General features: G+C 54.2%; 24 protein-coding genes. 19 read left to right on the plus strand and 5 right to left on the minus strand.

The genetic code is table 11. From position 1 onward, the window contains the following. Nucleotides 1–32 precede the first annotated feature (32 nt). Nucleotides 33–764 carry a helix-turn-helix transcriptional regulator gene (locus tag ACL2XF_RS24290; protein ID WP_410013460.1) on the minus strand — a complete coding sequence of 244 codons (732 nt, stop codon included), beginning with the start codon at nt 762–764 and terminating at the stop codon, nt 33–35. 436 nt (nt 765–1,200) lie between these two features. On the opposite strand from ACL2XF_RS24290, the gene ACL2XF_RS24295 reads away from it, so the two are divergent. The 6 genes from ACL2XF_RS24295 (at nt 1,201) to ACL2XF_RS24320 (ending at nt 9,074) form a co-directional block, all read left to right on the plus strand. Further along, nucleotides 1,201–2,793 carry an EAL domain-containing protein gene (locus ACL2XF_RS24295; RefSeq protein ID WP_413727646.1) on the plus strand — a complete coding sequence of 531 codons (1,593 nt, stop codon included), beginning with the start codon at nt 1,201–1,203 and terminating at the stop codon, nt 2,791–2,793. A gap of 318 nt (nt 2,794–3,111) precedes the next feature. Next, entirely contained in the window at nt 3,112–4,044 is a 933-nt protein-coding gene (locus tag ACL2XF_RS24300; RefSeq protein WP_413728855.1) for an autoinducer 2 ABC transporter substrate-binding protein, read from the plus strand. A gap of 91 nt (nt 4,045–4,135) precedes the next feature. Next, nucleotides 4,136–5,617 (plus strand): sugar ABC transporter ATP-binding protein, encoded by a 1,482-nt coding sequence (locus ACL2XF_RS24305; RefSeq protein WP_410013462.1) that lies wholly within the window; start codon nt 4,136–4,138, stop codon nt 5,615–5,617. Continuing rightward, complete coding sequence (locus tag ACL2XF_RS24310) at nt 5,610–6,590, plus strand: ABC transporter permease (protein WP_410013463.1); 981 nt, start codon at nt 5,610–5,612, stop codon at nt 6,588–6,590. Before ACL2XF_RS24305 ends, ACL2XF_RS24310 begins: the two co-directional genes overlap by 8 nt. Continuing rightward, nucleotides 6,587–7,546, plus strand: a complete 960-nt coding sequence (locus ACL2XF_RS24315) for an ABC transporter permease (protein ID WP_410013464.1) — start codon at nt 6,587–6,589, stop codon at nt 7,544–7,546. The genes ACL2XF_RS24310 and ACL2XF_RS24315 overlap by 4 nt, the downstream gene beginning before the upstream one ends. A 652-nt stretch (nt 7,547–8,198) precedes the next feature. Continuing rightward, a complete protein-coding gene (locus ACL2XF_RS24320) occupies nt 8,199–9,074 on the plus strand; it encodes an alpha/beta hydrolase (protein ID WP_413727647.1) in 876 nt (291 codons plus the stop codon). 141 nt (nt 9,075–9,215) lie between these two features. Here the strand turns inward: ACL2XF_RS24320 and ACL2XF_RS24325 are convergent, their stop codons facing one another. Further along, on the minus strand, nt 9,216–9,512 hold the full coding sequence (locus tag ACL2XF_RS24325; protein WP_410013466.1) for a putative quinol monooxygenase: 297 nt from the start codon (nt 9,510–9,512) through the stop codon (nt 9,216–9,218). Nucleotides 9,513–9,614: 102 nt separating this feature from the next. Between ACL2XF_RS24325 and ACL2XF_RS24330 the strand changes: the two genes are divergently transcribed. Further along, the gene (locus ACL2XF_RS24330) at nt 9,615–10,679 is read left to right on the plus strand and encodes a DUF808 domain-containing protein (RefSeq protein WP_413727648.1); all 1,065 of its coding nucleotides are present in this window, start codon (nt 9,615–9,617) and stop codon (nt 10,677–10,679) included. Nucleotides 10,680–10,718: 39 nt separating this feature from the next. Here the strand turns inward: ACL2XF_RS24330 and ACL2XF_RS24335 are convergent, their stop codons facing one another. Next, nucleotides 10,719–10,877, minus strand: a complete 159-nt coding sequence (locus ACL2XF_RS24335) for a hypothetical protein (protein WP_413727649.1) — start codon at nt 10,875–10,877, stop codon at nt 10,719–10,721. 643 nt (nt 10,878–11,520) lie between these two features. On the opposite strand from ACL2XF_RS24335, the gene ACL2XF_RS24340 reads away from it, so the two are divergent. Together ACL2XF_RS24340 and arsC are read left to right on the plus strand one after the other, a co-directional pair. Further along, on the plus strand, nt 11,521–11,706 hold the full coding sequence (locus ACL2XF_RS24340) for a general stress protein (protein ID WP_410013469.1): 186 nt from the start codon (nt 11,521–11,523) through the stop codon (nt 11,704–11,706). A gap of 326 nt (nt 11,707–12,032) precedes the next feature. Further along, nucleotides 12,033–12,392 carry an arsenate reductase (glutaredoxin) gene (gene arsC / locus ACL2XF_RS24345; protein ID WP_410013470.1) on the plus strand — a complete coding sequence of 120 codons (360 nt, stop codon included), beginning with the start codon at nt 12,033–12,035 and terminating at the stop codon, nt 12,390–12,392. Nucleotides 12,393–12,394: 2 nt separating this feature from the next. On the opposite strand, the gene ACL2XF_RS24350 is transcribed toward arsC, so the two are convergent. Continuing rightward, nucleotides 12,395–13,288, minus strand: a complete 894-nt coding sequence (locus ACL2XF_RS24350) for a LysR family transcriptional regulator (protein WP_413727650.1) — start codon at nt 13,286–13,288, stop codon at nt 12,395–12,397. A 133-nt stretch (nt 13,289–13,421) separates the two neighbouring features. Between ACL2XF_RS24350 and ACL2XF_RS24355 the strand changes: the two genes are divergently transcribed. The 9 genes from ACL2XF_RS24355 (at nt 13,422) to ACL2XF_RS24395 (ending at nt 23,898) form a co-directional block, all read left to right on the plus strand. Then, on the plus strand, nt 13,422–14,075 hold the full coding sequence (locus ACL2XF_RS24355) for an NADPH-dependent F420 reductase (protein ID WP_410013472.1): 654 nt from the start codon (nt 13,422–13,424) through the stop codon (nt 14,073–14,075). Between the two features lie 70 nt (nt 14,076–14,145). Further along, a complete protein-coding gene (thrP, locus tag ACL2XF_RS24360; protein ID WP_413728856.1) occupies nt 14,146–15,534 on the plus strand; it encodes a bifunctional threonine/serine APC transporter ThrP in 1,389 nt (462 codons plus the stop codon). Between the two features lie 668 nt (nt 15,535–16,202). After that, nucleotides 16,203–17,195, plus strand: coding sequence for an N-acetyltransferase DgcN (gene dgcN, locus ACL2XF_RS24365; RefSeq protein ID WP_410013473.1), 993 nt, complete (start codon nt 16,203–16,205; stop codon nt 17,193–17,195). Nucleotides 17,196–17,212: 17 nt separating this feature from the next. Next, nucleotides 17,213–18,073, plus strand: coding sequence for a D-amino-acid transaminase (locus tag ACL2XF_RS24370; RefSeq protein WP_413727651.1), 861 nt, complete (start codon nt 17,213–17,215; stop codon nt 18,071–18,073). Between the two features lie 633 nt (nt 18,074–18,706). After that, complete coding sequence (locus ACL2XF_RS24375; protein ID WP_410016730.1) at nt 18,707–19,828, plus strand: branched-chain amino acid ABC transporter substrate-binding protein; 1,122 nt, start codon at nt 18,707–18,709, stop codon at nt 19,826–19,828. 188 nt (nt 19,829–20,016) lie between these two features. Further along, complete coding sequence (locus tag ACL2XF_RS24380) at nt 20,017–20,931, plus strand: ABC transporter permease subunit (RefSeq protein ID WP_410013475.1); 915 nt, start codon at nt 20,017–20,019, stop codon at nt 20,929–20,931. A gap of 11 nt (nt 20,932–20,942) precedes the next feature. Then, the gene (gene livM / locus ACL2XF_RS24385; RefSeq protein ID WP_413727652.1) at nt 20,943–22,313 is read left to right on the plus strand and encodes a high-affinity branched-chain amino acid ABC transporter permease LivM; all 1,371 of its coding nucleotides are present in this window, start codon (nt 20,943–20,945) and stop codon (nt 22,311–22,313) included. Next, complete coding sequence (locus ACL2XF_RS24390) at nt 22,310–23,185, plus strand: ABC transporter ATP-binding protein (RefSeq protein WP_410013477.1); 876 nt, start codon at nt 22,310–22,312, stop codon at nt 23,183–23,185. The genes livM and ACL2XF_RS24390 overlap by 4 nt, the downstream gene beginning before the upstream one ends. Then, nucleotides 23,182–23,898, plus strand: coding sequence for an ABC transporter ATP-binding protein (locus ACL2XF_RS24395; RefSeq protein ID WP_410013478.1), 717 nt, complete (start codon nt 23,182–23,184; stop codon nt 23,896–23,898). The genes ACL2XF_RS24390 and ACL2XF_RS24395 overlap by 4 nt, the downstream gene beginning before the upstream one ends. Nucleotides 23,899–23,971: 73 nt before the next feature. On the opposite strand, the gene ACL2XF_RS24400 is transcribed toward ACL2XF_RS24395, so the two are convergent. Then, complete coding sequence (locus ACL2XF_RS24400; protein ID WP_410013479.1) at nt 23,972–24,883, minus strand: LysR family transcriptional regulator; 912 nt, start codon at nt 24,881–24,883, stop codon at nt 23,972–23,974. 987 nt (nt 24,884–25,870) lie between these two features. Between ACL2XF_RS24400 and ACL2XF_RS24405 the strand changes: the two genes are divergently transcribed. After that, complete coding sequence (locus ACL2XF_RS24405) at nt 25,871–26,368, plus strand: DUF1003 domain-containing protein (RefSeq protein WP_410013480.1); 498 nt, start codon at nt 25,871–25,873, stop codon at nt 26,366–26,368. Nucleotides 26,369–26,387: the final 19 nt, after the last annotated feature.

A 26,387-nucleotide genomic window follows, 5' to 3' on the forward strand; every position in this document is an offset into this window, starting at 1 on the left:
AGTCATTGCCCGCTGCCTTGACGCCGCCGCAATTATTCATGGGTATTCAACAGTTGCAGGTCAGATGCCTTTTTAATGGCGTGTTTGGCATTCACTACGCCAAGTTTTACAATGACATTACTGATATGGAATTTAACGGTACTCTCCGTTATGCCCATGATGATGGCAATCTCGCCATAGGTTTTCCCGAGGCTTGCCCAGCGAAGGACTTCGGTTTCCCGGGTGGTTAACGTTCTTTCATCTCTCTCAGGCAGCGCATGATAGGGATGTATGAGCATAAATTGCTCATGGACGGAGAGCAGCAGCAGCTGGATATTTCTTTTATGCTCCTCGATGCGCTGTTTGAGAAGCGCGCATTCTTCCTCCGCGTACAGGGTTAAGGTTGCCAGATTATTTTCATGATCGTGCAGTGGGAAAGTATAACCGCTGAGGATATTATATTCTTTCGCGGCCGAGAAAATTTTACTATAGGCGCTACTATTGAATAATGGCGTTTTGTCATCCCACACGAAGGGCATGATGCTTTTTCGCGCCAATAAGACAACGGGATCGTATTTATATAATGTCATATTGATATATTTTTCTATCCATTTTTCCGGATAGTTGGAGTAGATAACCGGCGGCTTCGGGTATCTTTTGTTAATCACGGCGTAGGCAAACCGGGTTTGCGCCGGAAAGCGAAATTCACGAAAAATAGTATCGCTAATGTTTTTAATGATAAGATTGTGTTCATTTTTCCTGATTGAATTTGCAGTAAGAAGCATATGAATCTCATCATTTTAGCTGAGTTTAGTTAATGATCTGGGATATATTTAATACATTGAAATGCAGGTTTTTATTATATAATATTATTTTAATCGATAGTAAATCAGTTAACAGATTCGGTCAATGAGAAAATGCGTCCCGCTAAAAAAATCATTATATATATAAGCATAAAGCTAATTATTTTAATTTATATTATTCATCGTGCAAGATACTTTCTGTCTGCGCCTTGTGCCCGGCGTTGTCCGCTTGCCGGCCAGCCTGGCCGTCCGTATAATCCCTGGCAAGCTGCTCCTGTGATATCGCCTCCCTGCCCGAAGCATTAGGAGTGAAATAATTAACTGGGTGTATACTCAAACCAGTTACCACAGTTTCGCAGAGGCGAATACGCGGGATTGCATCTCCCCCGGGGATGTGCCGAGGAGTAGGGAACGCACAATGCCTATCAGCCTGAAAAGCAGGATCATAGCAAAAATCGCCAACAAGTATCGCATGCTCTTTTGGGTAATCATTCCCTTGTGCTTTTTTATTTTTTCCGTTTCTCTCATTAGTTTTTTTGCTTACCAGACGTTGAAATCCCGCGCCGATCATGAGATAGGCAGTACGCTGGCCTTTGTCGACACGTTATTAAACGACGCCGACGCAACGGCCGATGAAGCCATCATGTTATTGAACCGACCTTGCGCGGAGATCGTCGATCGATTACGCATGATCAACATGCGCCATTCGCTGGTGCGCACCGTTATCCTGGATCATCAAGGCCTGGTGTATTGCTCCCCGGTGCCGGCGCCGCCCAATATGAAGCCGCGCAAATACGCAGCGGAAATGCGCGATCTGACGCCGGAAATCGAGCTGCGCGCCGGCACGCTCCTGTTTCCCGGCATTGCTGTCATCGTGTTGCGCAAGCATCGCGGCAATGACGGCGTCAGCGTGGTCATTGATACGCAATATATGCATTATATGATGGATGCGGTGGGATCCAATAACCGGATTTTCCTGAGCATAAAGAATCAATCCCTGTCGCCTGATGGGCGGCTGATCCCATCTGACAAGCTGCAAACCGGGTTTATCGCCGTCAACCGGGTTTCGCGGGATTTTCCTTTTGCGTTGAGCATCGCCATTACCCAACGTCAGTTTTTTGACTATATGGTCGATACGTATGCCGTCATAATCCTGTTTTCAGTGGTGGTTTGCCTGGTCATGTCGCTGCTTATCCGCAACTGGCTGGCGGCTACCACGTCCATTCGCACCAATATGGCCCTGGCGCTGAAGCGTAATGAGTTTGAACCCTATTTCCAGCCGGTGATGAATGTGGCCAACGATCGTTGCGCCGGCGTGGAGATCCTCACGCGCTGGCGGCATCCCACGGACGGATTTGTTTCTCCCGAGGTATTTATCCCGCTGGCCGAAGAGTCGGGCCTCATCATTCCCTTAACGCGTCAGCTTATGCAGCAGGTAGCTACGGTGATTGCCGATAGCGCGGTGCATTGGCGGGAGAGGCTGCATGTCGCCATCAATATCTCGGCTAACCATCTTGCCGACCGGCAGATTGTGGAAGATTGCCGGACTTTTTTGCAGACGGTGCAGGATAAAAATATCCGGCTGGTACTGGAGCTGACGGAACGGCAATTTATCGACGTCAACGATACGACGCTGGCCGTGCTGGCCGAGCTGCAACAACTCGGGGTGGCGATTGCCATCGACGACTTCGGCACGGGATATTCCGGCCTGTCCTATCTGAGCAAGATGAATATCGATTTCCTGAAGATCGATCAATCCTTCGTGGCGATGATTGAAGAGGAGACCACTTCCCGGATTATCGTGGACGTGGTTATCGATCTGGCGGTGAAGCTGGATATGAAGCTGATTGCCGAAGGTGTGGAAAACGCGCGGCAAAAGGCGTATTTGCTGGATAAACAGGTGTTCTTTCAGCAAGGCTACTTTTTCTCCAGGCCGATGGCGCTGACGCAATTTTCCCTGTATATGCGCGAGGAACACGCGCGCCATGCCGCCACAGCTATAGCACCATAATCCGGCTTGCTGGTTTTTTATAATCGTTTTGTGAGCTTAATCCCAAACAAAAATAGTGCCTTATTTATCCATATATACAGCCAATATGTATATGGATAATTTTTCCGTATCCTTCCATATTTCAATCGTTTTCTTCGCATAATTCCTTATTTTTTTGATATAACGCGTTGAAAAAGCGTTTTAATTTTAACCCTGTTCCCATGGCCTTTTCTGTAAATTTTAACTCTAGCTACCACGACCTTTTATTGCTTCATGAGGATAAATAAAATGAAAATAAATACCCTGCACAACTGGTTAACCGCAGGTTGCCTGGGCCTGATGCTGAGCGCGTCCAGCGCCTTTGCCGCGCAGTCCGAAATCGTCAATATCTCCAAAATCGCCGGCATGCCCTGGTTTAACCGTATGGGCGAAGGCGTCACCCAGGCCGGTAAGGACCTTTCCGTCAATGCCTATCAAGTCGGACCGTCCAGTACCGATGCTCCCCAACAGGTGAAAATCATTGAAGACCTGATTGCCAAAAAAGTCAGCGCCATAACCATCGTGCCCAATGATGCCGATGTGCTGGAGCCGGTATTTAAAAAAGCGCGCGCGGCGGGCATCGTGGTATTAACCAATGAATCGCCGGGCCAGCCCAGCGCCAATTGGGATGTCGAAATTATCGACAACCAGCAGTTTGCCGCCGACAACGTGGAGGAGGTCGCCAAGGCCAACGGCGGTAAAGGGGGATATGTCATCTATGTGGGCAGCCTGACGGTGCCCCAGCATAATCTCTGGGCCGATTTGTTTGTGAAATACCAGAAAGAGCATTATCCCGATATGCATGAAGTGACCAGCCGCATGCCGGTGTCGGAAAGCATCGATGACTCCCGCCGTACCACCCTTGATCTGATGAAGGCCCACCCCGATCTGAATACCATCGTGGCGTTTGGATCGCAGGGACCCATCGGCGCGGGACGCGCGGTTAAGGAGAAACGCGCCAGAAATAAAGTCCATGTCTACGGCATGATGATTCCGTCCCAGGCGGCGTCGCTGATTAAAAGCGGCGATATCACCGAAGGCATTACCTACGATCCGGCTACCGCCGGGTATGCCCTGACGGCGGTGGCGGCCAGCCTGCTGAAAGGCGAAAATATCGGCCCGGGCTATGAAGTAAAAGGCCTGGGCAAAGCGGAAGTGGATGCCGACAAGAAAGTGATTAAGTTCCATAAGGTGCTGCGGGTTACCAAGGACAACATCGACAGCCTGTATTAATTGTTCGCCGCTGTTTACATCCTGCGAGGCTCTGGCCGGGGAAGGGCGACTGCCCCGGCCGGTCACCCGGACGCGTTACTATGAGGTTGCAATGAAGCCGTTAATTGCGATGGAACATGTCAGCAAAACATTTTATGGGGTGAAGGCGCTCAATGATATTGCACTGACGTTACTGCCGGGCGAGGTGCATTGCCTGGCCGGGCAGAATGGCTGCGGCAAGTCTACGCTGATTAAGATTATTTCCGGCGTTTATCAACCGGATGCCGGGGCGAAAATCACCCTCGACGATCGCGAGTTCTCCCATTTGACGCCGGGGGAATCCGTTAAACGCGGCATCCAGGTGATCTACCAGGATCTGTCCTTGTTTCCCAACCTGAGCGTGGCGGAAAATATCGCCATCAATCTTTATCATCACCATCTCTGGGTGAATAAACGCCATCTTTACCAGCTGGCGCAGCGCACCCTGGACGATATCGGCATCCAGCTTAACCTGGACGCGCCCCTTGAAACGCTGTCGATAGCGCAGCGGCAACTGGTGGCGATTTGCCGGGCGCTGGCGCAGGATGCCCGGCTGATTATCATGGACGAGCCTACCGCCTCACTTACCATGACGGAAGTCAAAGGGCTGCTGCGGCTGGTGCATCAGCTGAAGGCGCGGGGGATCTGCGTGGTGTTTGTGAGCCATAGGCTGGATGAGGTTATGGAGGTATCCGACCGCATTACCGTGTTGCAGGACGGTGAGTACATCGGCACCTTCCCCGCCGCCGAAATGGGCAGTAAACAGCTGGCGTTCCTGATGACCGGGCTGGCGTTCGATTATCGAGTACTGACCCCTTATGCGGGCGGCAAGCCGGTGGTGCTGGAGGTGGAGAGGTTAAGCCGCCGCGGGCAATACCACGATATTTCGCTGCAGGTGCGCCAAGGTGAAATCGTCGCCATCACCGGGCTGTTGGGCGCAGGGCGCACGGAACTTTGCCTGAGCCTGTTCGGCCTGAACCGCCCGGACAGCGGCAGCATTAAAATCGACGGGCGGCCGGTCGCGTTCAACAGCAATCGCGATGCGATTGCCGCAGGCGTAGGGTATGTGTCAGAAGACCGCCTGGGCACCGGGCTGGTCATGGAGCAGTCCATTGAGGACAATATCATCTCAACGGTACTGGCGCAGGTGAAAGACCGCTGGCACCTTATCGATAAGCAAAAAGCGCAGGCCCTGGTCGATGAGATGATCGGCCGGCTGACCATCAAGTCGGATAATACCTCGCTGCCGGTCAATACCCTTTCCGGCGGCAATGCCCAGCGGGTGGCGATCGCAAAATGGCTGGCAACCCGTCCGCGTCTGCTCATCCTGGATTCGCCCACGGTCGGCGTCGATATTGCCAATAAGGCGGGGATTTACCAGATTATTAACGCGCTGGCCGCCCAGGGCATCGCGGTTTTGATGATTTGTGATGAAATTGAAGAGGCGTATTTTAACAGCCATCGGATTCTGGTGATGAAAGCGGGCACCCTGGTGGCTGAATTCCTTACGTCCCAAACCACCGAAGCGGCGCTGGCGGAGGTGGTCAATGGTTAACAAAGCCGCATTGCACCGGCATGAAGTATTGCTGATCGCGACCATCCTGATCATGGGGATCGTGTTCAGCCTGAACAGTAGCGATTTCCTCACCTTCGGCAATCTTTACGATCTTATCAACAATTACGCCATGCTGCTGATCCTGGCCTGCGGGCTGTTTATCGTCCTGATCTCGGGCGGCATCGATATTTCTTTTCCCGCGATGACCATCATCGCGCAATATATCATGGTCACCGCGCTGCTGAGATACGGTGGTAATTTCCTGGTGGCGTTCCTCATCGCCGGCGGCGTCGGTACCGTGCTGGGCCTGATCAACGCTGTACTGGTCAACCGGTTGAAAGTGCCTTCCATTATTGTCACTATTTCTACGCTGAATATATTTTATGGCTTACTGCTCTATTTTTCCAAAGGCGTGTGGCTGTACAAATATCCCGACTGGTTCGAAGGCGGCCTGACATTATTTACTTTTACCGCCGCCGACGGCTATGACTATGGCCTGAACCTGCCCATTATGACCCTGCTGGCGGTATTGATCATCACCGGCCTGTTGATGAAACGCAGCAGTATCGGGCGTAAAATCTATGCCATGGGCGGTAATCGCGAGGCGGCTTCCCGGCTGGGCTTCGGTATTTTCAAGCTACAGCTGTTTGTCTATGGTTTCATGGGGCTGTTGTCGGGCGTGGCCGGGGTGGTGCAATCCTATACCGTGATGACGGTGGCGCCGGACTCGCTGCTGGGATATGAACTGACCGTGCTGGCGGCGGTGGTGCTGGGTGGAACCAGTATCATCGGCGGGCGCGGCACGCTGCTGGGAACGGTGTTGGGCGTGGTACTGCTGGCCATGCTGCAGAACGGCTTGAATTTAATCGGTGTGTCTTCCTATTGGCAGATGGTGATTACCGGCCTGGTCATTGTGGTCAGTATCAGCTCCACCGCCTGGAGTCAGCGCAGTAAATCGGAGATCCTGTCATGAGCGGCGCCAAAGTAAAAGATCATGTGGAGCTGTACCTGATGGTGCTGCTGGTAGTGGTGGTGGTGACCTTCAGCGTGCAGATTCCGGGCGTATTTTGGTCGGCGTCGAATTTCCAGTCCATCGGATCACAATTGCCGGTATTAGGCGTGCTGGCGTTCGCCATGGCGGTGACCATGCTGACCGGCGGCATCAACCTGTCGATTATCGCCACCACCAACTGCTGCGCCCTGGTCATGGCCTGGGTTGCCACCCATTTTGCCCCGTCGATAGGCAGCGCCCTGCTGATGCTGCTGGCCGGTATCGCTATGGCCGGTCTCATCGGCCTGCTGAACGGGGTCCTGATCGCCGTCATCCGCGTCTCTCCCATATTGGCCACCCTGGGCATGATGACCCTGCTGAAGGGGGTGACCATCCTGATATCCAAGGGGACGGCTATCTCCAATTTTCCCGCCTATGTGCTGTGGCTGAACAACCATAACTGGCTGGGCATCCCGGTACCCTTGTACCTCTTTGCCCTGGTGGCGCTTATCATGTGGATCGTGCTGGAACGGTCGCCGCTGGGCCGCCGTATTTATCTTATCGGCTCCAATCAGCGGGCGGCCCATTATGCCGGCATTAATACGCCGCGCACGCTGATGGCGGTTTATGTCATCTCCTCGCTGTTGTGCGTGGTCGCGGCGCTGCTGATGATGTCCAAGCTGAATTCCGCCAAGGCCGCCTACGGCGAGTCCTACCTGCTGACGAGTATCCTGGCGGCGGTACTGGGGGGGATTAATCCCGATGGCGGTTTCGGCAAGATTGTCGGTATGGTGCTGGCGCTGATCCTGCTGCAGATGCTGGAAAGCGGCCTGAATATCATGGGAATAAGCAGTTATATCACGATGGCGCTATGGGGCGGCCTGTTATTGGCGTTTCTCTTCCTGAAGGGCATACGGCTACCTTTTCCCAGCCGTTAACCGGGACGATTAAAACGCCGCGCGGCGGACGAACCGTGCGGCGTTCCCGGCAACTTGCGTTCCCGTCCGCGTTGCCCAGAAAAATGTTATGCATGTTATCCTCCCCGCCGGTGAAAGAATCTTTTCATATAAATGCAAATAAAATAGTTATTTATTGATTTTAATCACTGCCCACAGGAACGCAGGCTTTTATCGGTCAAAATAACCATTTTTATGAGTATATAAATATAAATCTAATAAATAATTAGCCAAGCAATTGATTGCTGTCTCTTTAACTGATTGAGTAACATAGAGATGTTATTATACAATGGCTGGCTATTAGTAGAAACGTTAAGATTGACTGGCAGTTAACATAATATGTCTTTAAAAAAGGCTCAATTGGAGTATTTTATATTTTCCTGCTGTTTATCACTCAATAATAAAAAACGAGCCTGATAATAAATTATTTACCTTGCTCAACGATAATAATTACCGGTATTATCAATTTATGAGTTCCTAATATCATTAGCATTTGTATTATTATCAATTAAAATAACTATCTTGATATTTTAATGAAAATATTTGTCGGTGAACAGCGATGATCGCCACTTTCATTGCGCGTTCGAAATTTGTAATTAAAACGACGAAATTATTAGTTACCTAAGGAGAAAATATGATGGAAATTGAGCGACACGCTATAGAATTTGCGGGGGACAAACTGGCCATACGGATACATCGTGCAGGCGGTAGCACCACATCGCCGCTGCCGGCGGTATTGATGTGCCACGGATTCTTTTGCATCCAGGACATCTTATTATCGGGCTTTGTTAAGCATTTTACCGCGGCCGGCTACTGCGTTGTTACCTTTGATTACCGTGGCTTCGGCGACAGTGAAGGCGACGCCGGCAGGGTAGTGCCGGAACGGCAGATTGAAGACATCATGGCGGTATTGGACTGGTGCCAAGCCCAACCCGGGATAGATGCCCGGCGTATCGCCCTGTGGGGCACGTCGCTTGGCGGCTGTCACGTTATCGAGGTGGCCGCCCGCCGCCCGGAAATAAAATGCGTCCTCAGCCAACTGGCTTTCGCCGACGGCGAGCAATTGGTGACCGGCGATATGGGGGGGGAGGAAAAGGCCCGCTTTATGGATACCCTGAAAAGGATGGCGAGTAAGCAGCAGCAGAGCGGCAGTGAACTGTTGGTGCCCATTATCAAGGTCATGACCGATGAGGAGTCGCGCGTGTTCTTTGAAAAGAAAAAAAAGGAATTCCCGGTCCTGGGGAATAAAGTCCCTTATCTGGCGGTATGGGAAACCATTCTTTATCATCCGGCGCAAGCTGCGGCGCGGGTGACTCAGCCGACGTTTATGGTGTTTGCTGAAAATGATAAAGTCATCGCGCTGGAATACGGCCTGGCTTTATACCAGGCCATTAGCGCGGATAAACGCTGCCATATCCAGCCCAAGGCGCGTCATTACCAGGTTTTTGCCGGCGAGCATCTTAATCGCGTCGCAGGACAGCAACTGGACTGGCTACGTAAACACATGTGAAGGGCGCAGACATGGGCCGCAGCGGCATTGCCCGGCCCGGTTGTGTTCGGGGCTATGCCATAAGCGCCGGTATCCATGCTATCGGTGCGGCCGTGGTCGCCGTCGTCCGCCAGACATGCAACACGGCGCGCAGACGCCGGCTCAGTAAATGCTTTTTAATAGCGACACTTCCAACGGCGTGACGATAAGATCGGTCAGCCCGTCCACCATGGTTTTGAGATGCGCGGATTTGCTGTGTTTTTGCACAATTTCCTCACTTGCCCACTGCTCGACAAAAATAAAATGATCGGGCCGGACAATATCCTGATGCAACTGGTACTTCAGACAGCCTTCTTCCCGGCGGGTGGCTTCGATACAGGGTTTTATCACCGCTTTGATAGCTTCCGCCTTGCCCGGTTTACCTTCGACAACCGCCACGATATGAACCTCTGCAGACATAACATTCTCCAAATAACTGATATGAATTATTAACAATATGGGAATAGCCTGCTTTAATCATAACGATACTAATGATAAAAAGCACAATTAAAGGAATTCGATATGGCGGGAACCAGCCTGTTGGCGCTGCTTGATGATATAGCCTCGATACTGGATGACGTGGCGGCGATGAGTAAGGTGGCGGCGCGTAAAACCGCCAGCGTGCTCAGCGACGACCTGGCGCTGAACGCGCAGCAGGTATCCGGCGTGAGGGCCGACCGTGAGCTGCCGGTGGTATGGAAAGTCGCTAAGGGTTCACTGATCAACAAGGCGATACTGGTGCCGCTGGCGCTGGTTATCAGCGCATTTATTCCCTGGGCCATTACGCCGTTGCTGATGCTGGGCGGTTCCTATCTGTGCTACGAAGGCGTTGAAAAACTGATCGAAAGCTGGCATCGCCGTCAGCAGAAAAAAAACCATGCTGAGCCGGTCCCGTCCGCGCCGATGGCGGTGCTCAATGCCGATGCGCCGCCGATCGTCCCGGCCACCGCCGCGCAGGCCGCGCCGGCGGGTGTGGCGCAGGGCGCTTCGGTGGCCCCGGACGAGACCCGCCAGACGGATGCGCCGGCGTCAGGATCCGGCGTCACCCCGGAAGATGTGCTGGCGCTGGAAAATAAAAAGGTTAAAGGCGCGGTGCGTACCGATTTTATCCTCTCGGCGGAGATTATCGTGATTTCATTGGGCACCGTGGCCAGCGCGCCCTTGATGAACCAGGTGGCGGTGATGGTGCTGATCGCCATCGCCATGACCCTGGGCGTCTACGGCATCGTGGCGGCCATCGTCAAAATGGATGATGTGGGACTTTACCTGAGCGAATTGCCCGGCCAGGGCGGCTCGCGCAAGCTGTTGCGCGCCATGGGGCGCGGGGTGGTCAATGCCGCGCCGCTGCTGATGAAATCCCTGTCGGTTATCGGCACCATCGCCATGTTCCTGGTGGGCGGCAGCATTCTGGCGCACGGCTTGCCCTGGACCCATGGCCTTATTGACCGCATGCAAGAAGGGCACGGCGGTTTCGTTGGCACCCTGATGACCAGCGCCACCGATATGCTGCTGGGACTGGTGGCCGGCGGGATTATCGTGGCGCTGGTGACGGCGGGTATGAAAATTGCCGGAAAAAGCCATGCATAATCGCCCGGCGTATGACTGCTGGCTGGCAATGCGGGTCGATTATTGCTGGTCGGGCAGTTTGTCGCCGGATTCCGGCGCGTTGGCCGGGTCATCCTTACTTTTTTGATCAGCCGGCTTGGCCGGCGCCACGGGTTGCGGCGCCTGCGCTATCAGCAGTCCATCGGGCTTGCCAGGGTATCGGGTCTGGTTGGTGAACATTGTTTTTCTCCCGTGAATATTTTTTGCAGCGACATGCAAACATGCAAAATGTTGCGGTTAATGTTTACCTTGCCGCCGGCGGCTGGACCGGTCGGACACCACGGATTGCGAATATAGAATGAGTGTCCGCATTAAGTATAGACAGAAATAAAAATGATAGGGTGCTGATTCCATCATGATAAGCGGCTGGCATACAAGACAATAGGGAGAATAATCTTTATAGGCCTTATAAGTCTCTTATTTTTAGGTGCAAAAAGAGAATTGCGGCTTCGGTTGTTCCCAGCAGGTATCCCACGATTTTTAAATTATATGCAATAACGGGTTAAATAATGTGGCTTTAAATAATGTTTTTAATAAAAAACCTTAAATAATAGATAGTTAAGAAATTAATGCACCTACTTACGCTGATTCCTTGGGCGGAGTTTGTATCAATCTGTAAATGACGCTTGCCAGTATGAGTATGTCGTCTAGTATTAAATATACCTATGACATGATATGAGTTGCCTATCTGTTATTGGGTGGAAAGCAATTAAGTGGAGTAAAAATGCGGTAAACCGCATTAAATTATCGCAGTTTATTTTTATGCCGCTTTGAAAAGATACAGAATAATTGAAATTCACTTTATTTCAACCGGAGGTTTAAGATGGCTGAACAACATCGTGGCGGATCGGGCAATTTCGCGGAAGATCGCGCAAAGGCATCCAGCGCCGGCAAGAAAGGCGGCCAGGCGAGCGGCGGCAACTTCAAAAACGACCCCCAGCGCGCATCCGAAGCCGGTGAAAAAGGCGGGCGCAACAGCCATGGCGGCGGCAGAAAACCGTCGAAATAATAGGTTCTATGCTTGTTTCGTCGCTACATAATTATAATCTGTAAGTTAGGTGGCTATGCCTGTTCACAACAGAGTAATTATGTAATAGAAACAGGTAAAGGCGGTCGGACTAAACCAAGATCCGGCCGCGTTAATTCAAATACTATGCCATGACATAAACGATAAGCCCGACGCTCTGGTCGGGCTTATCGTGGTTTGGGCGCTTCCTGCGCCAGATGTCGGGTCGGAGACAATACAAAAATACCGCGTGCGCCGTCACCGGGTTTTGACGATACTGTTTGGATTGCCGGACCAGTGGGTCATTACCCAAGGACAAGAGACACGCTATGAGTGACGTCACCCTTTATCACAACCCCACCTGCGGTACCTCCCGCAATACGCTGGCGTTGCTGCGCGAACGGGGCATTGAGCCCAAGGTTATCGAATATCTGAAAACGCCGCCCAATCATCAGCAGTTGCAGACGTTGATCAGGGATATGGGCCTGCCGGTCCGCGCGTTGATTCGCACCAAAAACGATCCTTACCAGCAACTGGGCCTGGCGGAAGATCGCTGGACCGATGAACAGCTTATCGATTTTATGGTGCAATACCCGGTGTTGATCAATCGCCCTATCGTCGTCACGCCCCTGGGCACCCGGTTATGCCGGCCTAAAGAGGCGGTATTCGAGATCCTGCCGCCGGTTTGACCTTAGCGCGCCCCGAATTCCGCCACCACGCAGTCGATAAAACTGCGCAATTTCGGCGTCAGCTGCCGTTGGGCGGCGAACAGGATATGCAGCGGCCGGGACGGCGCTTCATAGTCCGGCAATACCCGCACCAACTGGCCGGATGCCAGATAGGGCCGCAGTATCACTTCCGGGCCGAGGAGAATCCCGCCGTCGTGAAGCGCGGAGGTTAACAGCGCCGAGCTGTCGTTAATCTGTAGCCGGCTTAGCACCCGCACCCGTTGTTCCTCGCCGCCGCGGGTAAAGCGCCATTCACTGAGCGGCGGACGCGACCAGAAGCTATAGCCCAGGCATTCATGGCGTTCAAGATCGCTTAATTGGCGCGGAAACCCGCAACGGGCCAGATATCCCGGCGATGCGCAGGCAATCATCCTGTAGGGCGCGAGTTCCCGGGCGGCAAGACTTGAGTCTTTCAGCGCGCCCAGGCGAATGACCGCCTCAAAACCCTCATCCACCACATCCACAAAGCGGTCGGTCAAGGTTAAATCCACCTTCACCGCCGGAAACGCCAGCAGATAACGGTTAATCATCGGCGTCAGGGCGTAGGCGCCAAACGTCACTGGCGCGTTGACGCGCAGCTGGCCGCGCGGCGCGGCGCTGAGTTCAAGGGCTACGGACTCGGCCGCCTGCGCTTCGGACAGCACTATCTTGCAGCGCTGGTAAAACACCACGCCGATTTCGGTCAGGCTCTGCCGGCGGGTGGTGCGGTTTAGCAGGCGCGCCCCCAGCCGATCCTCCAGAAATACCACATGCTTGCCCACCATTTGCGCTGAAATATTCAGCGCCTCGGCGGCGGCGGCAAAAGACCCCCGGTCGGCGACCTTAACAAATACCGCCATGCTGGTCAGTCGGTCCATTACGGCGCTCCTGCCGGATAATTCACAACTGTAGGTTGCGGGATATGTTCTGATATGCCTGTTTATCGCAAAACGGTTGGTAATGTAAAGTCGGTCCTCGGTATTTTTTTTCTTCCAACTGGAGTTCTGACTTATGAAAATAGGCATTATCGGCGCGGGTTTTATCGGCCGCGCCATCGCCCAACTGGCGATGAAGCAAGGGCATGAGGTGATGGTCAGCAATTCACGCGGCCCGCAAACCCTGATGAGCCTGGTGGCGTCAATAGGCTGTTTGACCGGCACCGCGGCACAGGCCGCCGCCTTCGGCGAACTGGTGGTAGTCGCCATTCCCCTGAGAAATTACCTGCAAGTACCGGTTGCGCCCCTGGTCGGTAAAGTGGTGCTGGACGCCAATAATTATTATCCCGAACGCGACGGGCAGATGCCTGAGCTGGAGAATCAATCCATCACCACCAGCGAGCTGCTGGCCCGTCATCTTGTCGGGGCGAACATCGTCAAGGCGTTCAATTCCATCCGGGTTAACGATCTGGAACGCGACGGTATGCCCGCGGGCGCGCCGGGACGGCGCGCGCTGCCCATCAGCGGCGACGACGCGCAGGCAAAGCAGCAGGCCGCCGCGCTTATCGATCAATTCGGCTTTGATGTCGTGGATGCCGGGTCTCTGGCCGAGGGGTGGCGTTTCCAGCGGGGCAGGCCGATGTATTGCGAACGTTTCGATGCCGCCGGGCTGCAAAAAGCGCTGCGCGAAAACGATGAGGAGCATGTTATATCACGCAAAATGCGGTAATCTCCTTGCCCTCGATAATATTCATTGTTAAATCCGCGCGCGGAAATGAGCCAACGGATTCAGAGGGATGATAGTGGAACCAAAGCAGGAGTTGCAGCGCGGCCTCAAAGCCCGGCACATCGAACTGATTGCCCTGGGCGGCACCATCGGCGTCGGTTTATTTATGGGCGCGGCCAGCACGCTGCAATGGGCCGGGCCGTCGGTGCTGCTGGCCTATATTATCGCCGGGTTATTTGTCTTTTTTATTATGCGCTCGATGGGGGAGATGCTTTATCTGGAACCCATCGCCGGCTCCTTCGCGGTCTATGCCCATCGCTATATGAGTCCGTTTTTCGGCTACCTTACCGCCTGGAGCTATTGGTTTATGTGGATGGCGGTGGGGGTGTCGGAAATCACCGCCATCGGCGTGTATGTCCAGTACTGGTTTCCCGACCTGCCGCAATGGCTGCCGGCATTGGCCGCCGTCGCCCTGGTGGCGCTCGCTAACCTGGCCGCGGTCAGGCTGTATGGCGAAATCGAGTTTTGGTTCGCCATGATCAAAATCACCACTATCGTGGTGATGATCGCGGTGGGACTGGGTATTATCTTTTTCGGCATCGGCAACCACGGCCATGCGGTGGGGCTTGGCAATCTTACCGCCCACGGTGGTTTTTTCGCCGGCGGCTGGAAGGGCCTGCTGTTTGCGCTTTGTATTGTGGTGGCGTCTTATCAGGGCGTGGAGCTGGTCGGCATCACCGCCGGCGAGGCCCGTAATCCCCAGGTGACCCTGCGGCGCGCGGTGAGCAAGATCCTCTGGCGCATTCTGATTTTTTACGTCGGGGCAATATTTGTTATCGTAACGATTTACCCTTGGAATCAAATCGACGGCGGCGGTAGCCCGTTTGTGCTGACCTTCGCCAAAATCGGCATTACCGCGGCGGCGGGCATTATCAATTTTGTTATCCTCACCGCGGCGCTGTCCGGCTGCAATAGCGGCATGTACAGCTGCGGCCGCATGCTCTTCGCCCTGGCGCAAAACCGCCAGCTGCCGGCGGCGGTAGGGCGGGTCTCGCGCAACGGCATCCCGGCGGTGGGGGTGATGCTGTCCATCGTGGTGCTGCTGTTGGGCTCGTGCCTGAATTATATTATTCCCAATCCGCAGCGGGTATTCGTTTATGTCTACAGCGCCAGCGTTCTGCCTGGCATGGTGCCCTGGTTTGTGGTGCTGATAAGCCAGCTGCGCTTTCGCCGGACACACCGGGATGCCATGGCGTCGCATCCGTTCCGCTCGGTATGGTTTCCCTGGTCCAACTACCTGACCATGGCCTTTTTAGTCTGCGTGCTGGCGGGTATGGCCTTTAGCCCGGACACCCGGCTGTCGCTGGTGGTAGGTTCGGCCTTTTTAGTCCTGGTTGCCGTAATTTACCGCGTGCTGGGATTTAATCGCGCGGCGCAGGCGGGGACGCCGAACGCCGGGTGATTGATTAAAATCTGAACGGCGTCACATTATTAACATCTGCCTCCGGGCGGCACTTGTTAAAATAACGCGCCGGCGGCATTATCAATCACTGTTGTCGGCGGCACCGCCGCCGTCCAGGTAAAACCTAAACTCCTTGTTTCTCTCGCTGTATCAGCGGTGGCAAACAAGCGGTTTAGGTTTTTTTTCGCCCCCAGCCGGCAAAACGCCCCGCCGTGTCTGCCCGCCGGCAAGATACTCTGTTGTTTTTCAGCGCCGGATAACGGTTTTACCGCACAAACAGCGGCGGATTCGGTTTGCAGCGGATTTTATCGTGGCAACGCCGTTTTTGCGCCGTGGTTTATGCCATTATTTTACCAATATGCCGGGTTTTAACCTGGCTAATTGTTAATATTTTATTAAATATCACCATGGTGAGGCAATAAAGCAGCGTTAACGCCTGAATTTGGTGCAAAAAAGCACGGCGACCACGGCTTTATCGGTCGCGATGGCGGAAGATGATTTTATTTAATTGATCTATAACGCTATTTAGGATTGGAGTCTATTTGGCATAACCTGTGCTAGGTAGTGGTATCGCGCCAACCCCCTGGCCGCCTCTGTCCGTGGAGCAACGGGTCCGCAGCATCGGTGGGGCGCACCCTTTACCCTAACTGTTTAATGAGGCGTTGCTGATGGAAATTCAAAAACCTTATCTGCTGTTCCTGGCGGACGCGCACGATCGGCTGGCGGCGAAAGTCGCCACCGGCATCCGCCACTGGCATCCGGAATACTGCGTCGGCCAATTGCGCATGGACGGTTGCCAGGTGGATTGCGGCCTGCCCGATCTGGACATTGCCGCCGCCCGGGCCATGGGCGCCAAAACGCTGGTGATAGGCGTGGCCAATCGCGGCGGGGTGATTGCCGGGCATTGGGTCGAGGTGCTGCGCGACGCGCTGGAAAACGGCATGGACCTGGCCGCCGGGCTGCATAATCGCCTGTCGGACGTTCCGGTACTGCAAGCCACGGCGCAAAGGCTTGGCCGCTCGCTGTTCGATGTGCGCCACACCCGCGCCGCTTTGCCGGTGGGCAACGGGCGCAAGCGCGCGGGTAAACGGTTGCTGCCGGTGGGCACCGACTGTTCCTGCGGTAAAATGTATACCGCGTTGGCCATTGAGAAGGCCATGCTGGAACAGGGCAGAAAAGCCACGTTTCGCGCCACCGGCCAGACCGGCATCCTGGTCAGCGGCGCGGGAATCAGTATCGACGCGGTGGTGGCGGACTTTATCGCCGGCGCGGTGGAAACCCTGGCGCCGGACAACGAGCCGGATCATTGGGATATCATCGAAGGGCAGGGGTCGCTGTTCCATCCGTCGTTTGCCGGGGTCACCCTCGGGCTTATCCACGGCGCGCAGCCTGATGCGCTGGTCTTGTGTCATGAGCCGACGCGTACCACTATGCGCGGCGTCGATTATCCGCTGCCCGACCTGGCCGATTGTATGGCGCTGAACCTGCGGGCGGCGCGGCTGACCAACCCGCAGGCGCGATTTGTCGGCATCTCCGTTAACAGCGCCCTGCTGCCGGAGGCGGACGCGTTGGCCTATATGGCGGAGTTGGAAACATGCTACGGTTTGCCGGTGGTGGATCCGTTCCGCCAGGGCGTCGCGCGCATTATTGAGCAACTTTAACCACGGCGGAAGAATCCATGAGCAGAATTGTCTATCTTAACGGCGACTATGTGCCGGAGCAGGACGCCAGGATCTCCATCTTCGACCGGGGCTTCCTGTTCTCCGACGCGGTCTATGAAGTCACCGCGGTATTAAACGGTAAGCTGTTGGAAAACGAGGGCCATATCGCCCGTCTGGTGCGCTCCTGCCGGGAGCTTAAACTCTCCCTGCCCGTTACGCCCGCTGAACTGGACGCGATACAGCGGGAGCTGATCGCCCGCAATCAACTGCGGGAAGGCGCGGTCTATCTGCAACTGAGTCGCGGCACTACCGGCGATCGGGAATTTGATTTTCCGCCGGCCGGCACTCCGCCTACGCTTACGTTGTTTACCCAGGCGCGGCCGGTTATCAATAATGCCAAGGCTATCAACGGCATCCGGGTGGTGACGCTGGAGGATATCCGCTGGCACCGCCGCGACATCAAAACGGTGGGACTGCTGGCGCCTTGCCTGGCCAAGGAGTATGCCCATGCCCAGGGCGCGGACGATGCCTTCCTGGTGGAGAACGGGCTGATAACCGAAGGCAGCGCCTGTAACGCGTGGATTGTCACGCCCGCCGGCACCCTGGTGACCCGGCCGCTCAGCAACGATATTTTGCACGGCATAACCCGCCGTTCGCTACTGATGCTGGCCGAAACCCATGCTATCCCGTTTGAGGAACGGGCATTCAGCGTTGAGGAGGCTTATGCCGCGCGGGAGGCGTTTATCAGCTCCGCCACCACCTTTATCTGGCCGGTTATCGGCATTGACGGCAGGACGGTGGGGGACGGCGTTCCCGGTCCGGTAACCCGGGCGCTGCGGGCGATATATGTGGATATGGCGCTGCGGGCCACCGCCTGATAATAACGCCCCGGGCCGGCAATGCCGCGGTTTCGCCGGCCGGGGGCGGTGTATCCGCCCTTATTTTGGTATTCCGGTCCTTTATTTTCAGGCCCGTTCTTTATTGCTGATGATTTTTATGGCAATAAAACCGGCGCGGGCGGTTAATTTTTTCTTATCAGTAAATATTAGTCAGCGAAAGTGTTGAGGCGCCGCTTTTTATTATCTCAAGGTTCAGAAATACGTTGGTGTTTACCAACTATTTTTTAACGCTAAATCGCCAGGCGGCATGTGCCGCGGCGCGCCGATAATTAATGTGATACATGTCCTATTTGTTATTAAAATTAGACTTTAACGTTAAAAGATAGTCTTTAATAGACGGTATCACCGAAATGGTGCAACCGCGGCGCCGGCGCCGTTTTCCGGCGGCACAAGCGCACTGAAAGGGGGCGGCGCGGCGCCCGCCCTGATGATAGCTCCCCGGAGCGAAACGGTCTGTGCCTCTAATGTGCCGGAAATTTGCCATTATGGCCGGATAATTGCTTATTTTGTTGGGGTAAATACCCGTCGTCTTCATGGGTTGTACGTTTAAGCTTCAGGATTTATGGTCCACGCCTCGGGCGTTTTGCTGAAACTGTATAAAGGAACCAGATGATGTCAATGAAATTGATAAGAACCCCGCTTTCCGCCCTGCTTATCGGTTGCCTGGGCGCGGCTTTCTCCGCCCATGCCGATGTGGTTATCGGCGTTGCCGGGCCGTTTTCCGGACCCAATGCCACCTATGGCGATCAATACTGGCGCGGCGCTTCCCAGGCGGCCGAGGATATTAACGCCGCGGGCGGCATCAAGGGGGAAAAAATTAAGCTGGTGCAAGGAGATGACGCCTGTGAACCCAAACAGGCGGTGGCGGTGGCCAACCGGCTGGTGGATCAGGAACACGTGAAGGCGGTGATTGGCCACTTCTGCTCCTCATCCACCATGCCGGCGTCGGAAGTCTATGACGAGGCGGGTATTATCGCCATCACTCCCGGCTCCACCAATCCACAGATTACCGAGCGTGGCCAGACCGCCATGTTCCGTATGTGCGGGCGGGACGACCAGCAGGGACTGATTGCCAGCAACTACATTATCGATAAGCTGAAGGCGAAAAAAGTGGCCATCATCCACGATAAGGACACCTACGGCCAGGGCCTGGCGGATGCCACCAAGGCGGAGCTGAACAAACGCGGCGTGAAGGAGGTGATGTATGAAGGCTTGTCGCGCGGTGAAAAAGATTTCAACGCGTTGGTGACGAAAATCCGCGCGCTGGATCCGGACGTGGTCTATTTCGGCGGCTGCCATCCCGAGGCGGGTCCCCTGGTGCGCCAGATGCGTGAGCAGGGCGTCACCGCTAAATTCTTTTCCGGCGACTGCGTGGTCACCAGTGAACTGGTCACCGCCGCCGGCGGCCCGCAGTATACCAACGGTGTTTTAATGACCTTCGGCAAAGATCCCCGCGTTATTCCCGACGGCAAGGCGGTGATTGAGAAGTTCCGCGCCGGCAAGTTTGAGCCTGAAGGGTACACTCTCTATTCCTATGCGTCGGTACAGGCTATTGCCGCGGCGTTTAACGCCGTCGGCGGCAGCGATTCCGCTAAGGCCAGCGCGTGGCTGAAAGCCAACAGCGTAGATACGGTGATGGGCAAAAAGGCCTGGGACAGCAAAGGCGATCTGAAGGTATCCGATTACGTGGTTTATCAATGGGACGACCAGGGTAAATATCACGAAATCCCCTAAAGCCACCATGGGCTAAAGGTAATGCGCCAGGCGGACCCTGGGCCAGGCGCCGGGGTTGTCCGTGGGCGTCGCCGCTGACGGGCCGGCCCCGACGCCATGTTTCACCGGGGGAAAATACCCCGCGCGCCGTGCGGTGGTCGCTTTTCTGGCCGCCGGGCGATCTGTAAGCAAGACGAGACGGTGTAACTATGGATTCTTCCTTCCTGCAGCAAATGTTTAACGGCCTGACACTGGGCGCCGTCTACGGTTTGATCGCCATCGGCTATACCATGGTGTACGGTATTATCGGCATGATCAACTTCGCCCACGGCGAAGTCTATATGATTTCCGCCTATCTGTGCGCCATCGCGCTGGCGCTGCTGTCGTTTTTCGGCCTGCATTCGTTTCCACTGCTCATCCTCGGCACCCTGGTGTTTACCATCGCGGTTACGGGCGTCTACGGCTGGGTTATCGAGCGCATTGCCTACCGGCCCCTGCGCAACTCTACCCGGCTGGCGCCCCTGATCTCCGCCATCGGCATGTCGCTTATCCTGCAAAACTATGCGCAAATCAGCCAGGGGCCACGTCAACAGGGTATTCCCACCATGCTGGACGGGGTGCTCAGGTTCCACATCGGCGACAGCTTTGTCCAGCTCACTTATACCAAGATCTTTATCCTGGTGGCGTCGCTGCTGGGGATGCTGGCGCTAACCTATATTATCGGCCACACCAGGCTGGGGCGCATGTGCCGCGCCACCCAGCAGGATCGCAAGATGGCCTCGATCCTCGGCATCAATACCGACCGGGTTATTTCCTGGGTATTTGTTATCGGTGCCGCCATGGCGGGGCTGGCGGGGGTATTGATTACCATGAACTACGGCACCTTTGATTTTTATGCCGGTTTTATCATCGGCATTAAGGCATTCACCGCCGCGGTGCTGGGCGGTATCGGCTCGCTGCCTGGAGCCATGCTGGGCGGCCTGATCCTGGGCGTCGCCGAGGCGCAGTTTTCGGGCATGGTCAATTCCGATTACAAAGATGTATTTTCATTTTCCTTACTGGTGGTCATTCTTATTTTTCGCCCGCAGGGTCTGCTGGGCCGGCCACTGGTGGCTAAGGTATAAAGGGAGAGATAATGTCGCAACCCACAGCGCCGCAATCCGCCGGGACGCCTCCTCCAGTGGCTCAATCACCGGACAAGCCAACCTCCGCGCCGCGTTCCCCGGGATCGCCTCCGCCCGCAGGGCTGGATATCCGGCAATGCCTGCTTGATGCCGTCCTGGCCGGTTTTATTGCCCTGATTGTTTTTGGCCCGGTGGTGGGCGTGGTGCTGGACGGCTACAGCTTCAATTTCCACGCTCCGCGCCTGGCCTGGATTATCCTGGCGGTGATGGCGGGGCGTTTTGCCCTTAGCCTGTTTCTGCAAACCGGGCCGGGACAACGTTTCCAACTGCGTTTTAACGGCGACAGCGGCGGCGTCTACGTCCGTCCAGCCGACTACAAAAGCCGCCTGCGCTGGATTATCCCGTTGATCCTGGTACTCGCGGCGCTGTTTCCCTTCGTCGCGACCAAATACCTGCTGACCGTGGCAATTCTCGGCCTGATTTATGTGCTGCTGGGACTGGGGCTGAATATCGTGGTCGGCCTGGCCGGACTGCTCGATCTGGGGTACGTGGCGTTTTATGCTATCGGCGCCTACGGACTGGCGCTGGGGTATGAATATCTCGGCCTGGGATTTTGGTCCATGCTACCGCTGGCGGCAATCATGGCGGCCGTAGCCGGCGCGTTATTGGGTTTCCCGGTGTTGCGCATGCATGGCGATTACCTGGCGATAGTGACCCTGGGTTTTGGCGAGATCATCCGGCTGATTTTAAACAATTGGCTGGCTTTTACCGGCGGCCCCAATGGCGTCTCGGTGCCGTCGCCGACCTTTTTCGGCCTGGAATCCGGTCGCCGCGCCAGGGAGGGCGGGGTACCCATTCATGAGTTCCTCAATATTCCCTATAATCCCAACCTGAAGTTTATTTTCATCTACGGCGTGCTGATCCTGGTGGTGCTGCTGGTGTTGTATATCAAGCACCGCCTGACGCGCATGCCTATCGGCCGCGCCTGGGAGGCGCTGCGCGAGGATGAAATCGCCTGCCGCGCCATGGGACTGAACCACGTACTGGTTAAACTGTCGGCCTTTACGCTCGGCGCATCCACCGCCGGCATTGCCGGGGTGTTTTTCGCCACTTACCAGGGTTTCGTCAATCCCACGTCGTTTACCTTTTTTGAATCGGCGCTGATCCTGGCCATTGTGGTGCTGGGCGGCATGGGTTCGACCATCGGCGTGGTGATTGCCGCTTTTGTGCTAACCGTGGCCCCCGAACTGCTGCGCAGTTTTGCCGAATACCGGGTGCTGCTGTTCGGCATCCTGATGGTGGTGATGATGATCTGGCGGCCGCGCGGCCTTATCCGTATCAGCCGCGCCGGTTTCGCCGCCCGTAAGGGGGTGGCGCCATGAGCGACACTATCCTGAGCGTCGAGCACCTGATGATGCATTTCGGCGGCATTAAGGCCCTGAACGACGTCAATCTCGAGGTGCGCAGGGGTTCCATAACGGCGCTTATCGGCCCCAACGGCGCCGGTAAAACCACGGTATTTAACTGCCTGACCGGCTTTTACCAGGCCACAGGCGGCAATATTATGCTCAACACCCGCGGGCGGCCCACCAATATTATCCAGATCCTCGGGCAAAAATTTCGCGCCGCCGATTTTATCCATCCGGCCCGGCTGGGCCGGCGCGTTTTTTATAAAATGTTCGGCGGCACCCATCTGGTCAATCGCGCCGGGCTGGCGCGCACGTTCCAGAATATCCGCCTGTTCCGCGAGATGTCGGTGGTGGAGAACCTGCTGGTGGCGCAGCATATGCAGGCCAACCGCAACCTGATTGCCGGGATATGCAATACGCCGGCCTATAAACGCGCCGAAAACCGCGCCCTGGATCGTGCGTTTTACTGGCTGGAAGTGGTGGAACTGGTTGATTGCGCCAACCGACTGGCGGGTGAAATGTCCTACGGCCAGCAGCGGCGGCTGGAGATCGCCCGCGCCATGTGCACCAACCCGGAAGTGATTTGCCTGGACGAGCCTGCGGCGGGACTTAATCCGGTGGAAACCCGTACCTTAAGTAAAATTATCCGCCTGCTGCGCGACCGCCATGGCATCACGGTGTTGCTGATCGAGCATGATATGGGCATGGTGATGGACATCTCGGATCATATTATCGTGCTCGATCATGGCGATGTCATCGCCACCGGTACGCCGCAAGCCATCCAGAATAACGACAGCGTGATTGCCGCCTACCTCGGCACCGACGAGGAGGAATTGGCCTTATGACCGACATTCTACTGGAATTTCGCGATGTAGACGTATTTTACGGTCCGATCCAGGCCCTGCGGCAGGTTTCCATCCAGGTGCATGAAGGGGAAACGGTGGCGCTGATCGGCGCCAACGGCGCGGGCAAATCCACGCTGCTGATGTCCATCTTCGGCCAGCCGCGCATCAGCGCGGGGCAGATCCTATTGCGCGGAGAGGATATCAGTCGCAAGTCGACTCATTTCATCGCCGCCAACGGCATTGCCCAGTCGCCGGAAGGGCGGCGGGTATTCCCGGATATGACGGTGGAGGAAAACCTGCTGATGGGCACTATTCCCATCGGCAATCGCCATCAGGCCGAAGATTTGCTCCGGATGTTCGACCTTTTTCCGCGCCTGCGTGAGCGCCGCAACCAGCGCGCCATGACGCTTTCCGGCGGCGAGCAGCAGATGCTGGCCATTGCGCGTGCGCTGATGAGCCGGCCTAAGCTGCTGCTGCTTGACGAGCCGAGTCTTGGATTGGCGCCGATCATCGTCAAGCACATTTTCCAGATTCTCCGCGAGCTGGCCCGCACCGGCATGACCATCTTTCTGGTGGAGCAAAATGCTCACCACGCGCTGAAGTTATCGGACCGGGGCTATGTCATGGTCAACGGCCAGATCCGGCTTAGCGGCAGCGGGGCCGAACTCCTGGGCAACCAAGAGGTACGCAAGGCCTATTTAGGCGGTATATAGCCCGGCAATACCGCAATATCGTTCCATGGCCGGAATGACCGCGCTAAACAGCCATTCCGCCGGCGCGCGACTATCAGCAGGCTATCTTATTGGGAACAGGTGCTATGCGTGGCGCGATATATTGTTCAACCCAATTGCTGTCATCTTTAAAATAATAAATATGACGCTGGATTAATAGTTCTTTATTCCTGAACTTAAAGGGCAGTAATTTTATTTTATACTGCCGTTCTTCAATGATATTTTTTACCGATGCGGGGAAAAAACCAATGGCATCGCTCTTTTCAATCGTCGACAGCTGTCCCTGAAACGTGGGGACATGAAGCCGTTTCAACATTAAGTTATTAAATTGCAAATGAGCATCTATCTCCTCATTGATCTTTCCAGGAAGTTGCGCCTCGTATTGCACCAGGACTTTATCATACAAGAGTTGATTTATGGGCACATTGCGGATATTCACATCGCTGCCGACTGCCAGCATGAGGGCATCCTCCGCTAAAAGCTGATGTATGACCCCTGGCGGGCAGCGTAGCGGTTTATCCGAGAAAAAAATCTTGCACAATCCCTCCTTGAGCACGTCTTCCATACTCGTGCTATCTGGAGCATAGTATTCCAGGGTAATCTCGTTTTTGAAGGGCGAGTCAGAAAGCAAAGGAGATAAATAGGAATAGTCATGATGATCGATTCCCAGTTTATACTGGGTGGCGATATGATTTTTATTGGTGTTTTTTTTCAGAATTTTGCTTTCCAGTTCACACACTTCCTGATAGAGCGGTAGCAGCGTTGCGTACAGTTCGCTACCGTAACTGGTGAGTTTTAAGCCATTGCTGGTGCGGGAAAACAGTTTATGGCCAAGGCTTAACTCGAACATTTTAATTGTCCGGCAAAGCGGGGATGGCGTGATGCAGAGAATCATCGACGCCAACCGAATAGACTGCTGTTGTGCGGTCACGATGAAATACCGTAATGTTTTAGATATTAAGATCATATTAGGCCCCCGGTGGCTTTTGCTTATATTGACTAGATTTATAAGAAAATATTTTTAAAAATAGAATAATTATTAAAATTATTTTGTTTTTTTCAAATAACATTGCCAGGCTATTTTATTATTAATATTATTGATATTAAGGGTGTCAGCAGCAACCGAAAAATCATTGCTGAATTTACTGAGAACTATAATAAACAGCGCTAGGCTTATTTAGAATATTTTTTAAGAAATGCCGCTCTTAACTCGAAAAAAAATGAGATGTTCAGTAATGTCTTAAAACCATCATTATGAATGGTTTTATTCGTTCAACTGATTTATTCAAAAAACAGTTAACCAGCAACGCAACATCAATCGCTGGAGTTGCTTCGCTGTTATCAGTGGTGTGAATAGACGTTACGACGTTAGTATAGTATTTGACAAGTCCTTCATTGAAATCCTTTAGAACAATTGGCGAATAATGTTAACCAGCTCACGCTTGTTAACATTAGGTATCGAAAATGGCCATGGCATGCAAAAGGCAATGCTAATTATCAGCAGATATTCCCCGTCGGCTATATTAGCCATCAATATCAGATTACGCCTGCTGACATGTTAATAAATTGATGTAAACGCATTCTGGCGTTTTTAAAATTGATCAATTTCAATTGCTTACGATTTACAGCGCCGCCAGGTGCGGGGGCGACGGGGCGGGCGATGATTTAAGATAGAATGATGATTAAGGAAAAAACCGGTCCATATCGCCATTCTGGTCATTGGATTACTCTAAAAGTTGAGGTAAACCGCGGGATGATGGTATAAGCCGGCGGTAGATCGTAAAGGTTAACCTCTGTTCCCGGCTTGCCGGTCTCTTGCCCTGATGGCATTGCCAGAAACAATTTAATATACATTTCCTGCCGGGGACGAGTGGTAAAACACAAAAGATAACTTATAATTTTTCCTAATATAATAATGTCAGTTAATTCAACGTCTTTATTAAGGAAACGCACCATGGATGCCAGATCCAAAAAGCAACTTGAAGAGTTACGCGCCAGCAGCAGAAGCGAGCATGCCACGCTGCTGATGCCGTCATCTGATTCCGTTGCGCCCCGGACCCTGGGCCAACGTTTAGCCGACAGGATCACGGCCATTATCGGCACCTGGACCTTTATCATTACCCAAACCATTATTATCATCGGCTGGACCGGATATAACCTGGCCGTCGGTAAAAGCGGATTCGATCCTTATCCCTTTATTTTACTGAATCTTTTCTTATCATTTCAAGCCGCCTATACCGCGCCGGCCATTATGATGAGTCAGAAGCGGGAAGGGGAAGTGGACCGCTACCGCGCGGAAATCGCGTCCAACGTGAATGTGAAATCCGATCTGGAAATGTATGCGCTGCACGATAAGATTGATTATCTGGAAGGCGACATCGTCACGTCAATAAAAGAACAGCTGGCGCAGATCACCCGGCAGCTTGAAGAGATCAAGCAAAAACAAGGCTGACCCAACCGGCCGGCAACAT

It is taken from the genome of Sodalis sp. RH19 (assembly GCF_047324215.1).
Taxonomy (GTDB): domain Bacteria; phylum Pseudomonadota; class Gammaproteobacteria; order Enterobacterales; family Enterobacteriaceae; genus Acerihabitans.